This is a genomic window from Mesorhizobium sp. M1A.F.Ca.IN.020.06.1.1 (genome assembly GCF_004023265.1).
GTDB lineage: Bacteria > Pseudomonadota > Alphaproteobacteria > Rhizobiales > Rhizobiaceae > Mesorhizobium.
Map to the genome: position 1 here is coordinate 1 of NZ_RZSR01001331.1, position 1,209 is coordinate 1,209.

At 63.4% G+C, this 1,209-nt stretch carries 1 protein-coding gene and 1 pseudogene; both read left to right on the top strand.

What is annotated here, in order from left to right; translation table 11 throughout:
- Positions 1-248: pseudogene (locus EOA60_RS33735) on the top strand (PIN domain-containing protein); the annotation flags it as partial.
- Between the two features lie 142 nt (positions 249-390).
- On the top strand, positions 391-1,209 hold an 819-nt coding region (locus EOA60_RS33740), incomplete at its 3' end, for an IMP dehydrogenase (protein ID WP_128312662.1).

The window sequence follows — 1,209 nt, forward strand, 5'->3', positions numbered from 1 at the left end:
GCTGGAGCGACGCCTTCGCGGTTGCCGGAACGACGCCGGAAGTGATGATGAAGGCTGTCGATCTTGCGGCAGACCAGCGTTTCGGCATCTGGGATGCTGTCATTCTTTCGACTGCTTCGCAAACGGGTTGCCGGCTACTCCTGTCGGAAGATCTGCAGGATGGCTTTACCTGGGGCGGTGTAACCGTCGTCAATCCTTTTGCATCGCCGCGGCACGCTCTGCTGGATGCTCTCCTAGGTGCGGAATAGGAACCTGAAGCGTCTCGCAACGATCGGCTTTTCATCTCCTGCGGGACGTGTTACCAGCCAGCGCCAATCCTGAAAGGGAAGATGAGAGTCGGCGCTGGCCATTTCGGCCCAGCGCCTTTTCCGCATTCAAAAAGGACTGGCCATGGCAAAAATCATCGAGACGTCCACCGGCGCGCTGGCGCTGACCTTCGACGACGTGCTGTTGCAGCCCGGCCATTCCGAGGTCATGCCCGGCCAGACCGACATCCGCACCCGCATTGCCAGCGACATCGATCTCAACGTGCCGATCCTCTCGGCCGCCATGGACACGGTCACCGAAGCGAGGCTGGCGATCGCCATGGCGCAAGCCGGCGGCATCGGCGTCATCCACCGCAATTTCTCGCCGGCCGAGCAGGCCGAGCAGGTCAGGCAGGTGAAGAAGTTCGAATCCGGCATGGTGGTCAATCCCGTTACCATCGGCCCCGACGCCACGCTCGCCGACGCCCTGGCACTGATGCGCGCTCATGGCATTTCCGGCATTCCGGTGGTCGAGAACGGCGGCACCGGCGGTCATACGGTCGGCCGGCTGGTCGGGATCCTCACCAACCGCGACGTGCGCTTCGCCTCCGATCCGTCGCAGAAGGTCTACGAATTGATGACCCGTGAGAACCTGATCACGGTGAAAGAGAATGTCGACCAGGACGAGGCCAAGCGCCTGTTGCACAAGCATCGCATCGAGAAGCTGGTGGTGGTCGACCGCAAGGGCAATTGCGTCGGCCTGATCACCGTCAAGGATATCGAGAAGTCGCAGCTCAACCCGCACGCCACCAAGGACGCTCAGGGGCGGCTGCGCGCCGCGGCCGCCACCAGCGTCGGCGACGACGGCTTCGAGCGCGCCGAGCGCCTGATCGATGCCGGCGTCGACCTTCTGGTCATCGACACCGCGCACGGCCATTCGCAGCGCGTGCTGGACGCGGTGACG